At 63.0% G+C, this 449-nt stretch carries 1 protein-coding gene; it reads right to left on the reverse strand.

What is annotated here, in order from left to right; translation table 11 throughout:
* On the reverse strand, positions 1-449 hold a 449-nt coding region (locus ACW9JC_RS30395; protein ID WP_457459686.1), incomplete at both ends, for an aldehyde dehydrogenase family protein.

The raw sequence follows: 449 nt of genomic DNA on the forward strand, positions 1-449 counted from the left end.
ATCGGGAAGTTCCACGGGATGATCTGCCCGACCACGCCCAGCGGTTCATGGATGTGATAGGCGACAGTGTTGCCGTCGATTTCGGCAGCGCTGCCTTCCTGGGCGCGGATGCAACCGGCGAAGTAGCGGAAGTGGTCGGCGGCCAGCGGAATGTCGGCGTTGAGGGTTTCGCGCACGGCTTTACCGTTGTCCCAGGACTCGGTGATCGCCAGCAGTTCCAGGTTCTGTTCGATGCGGTCGGCGATTTTCAGCAGCACCAGCGAGCGCGCCTGGGCGGACGTGGCGCCCCAGGCATCGGCCGCCGCGTGGGCAGCGTCCAGGGCCTTGTCGATGTCTTCGGCCGTGGAACGAGGGAATTCGGCAATCGGTTGGCCATTCACTGGCGAGGTATTGGTGAAGTACTGACCTTTGACAGGCGCGACGAACTCGCCGCCGATGTAGTTACCGTA

Source organism: Pseudomonas sp. SDO5591_S426 (assembly GCF_054070755.1).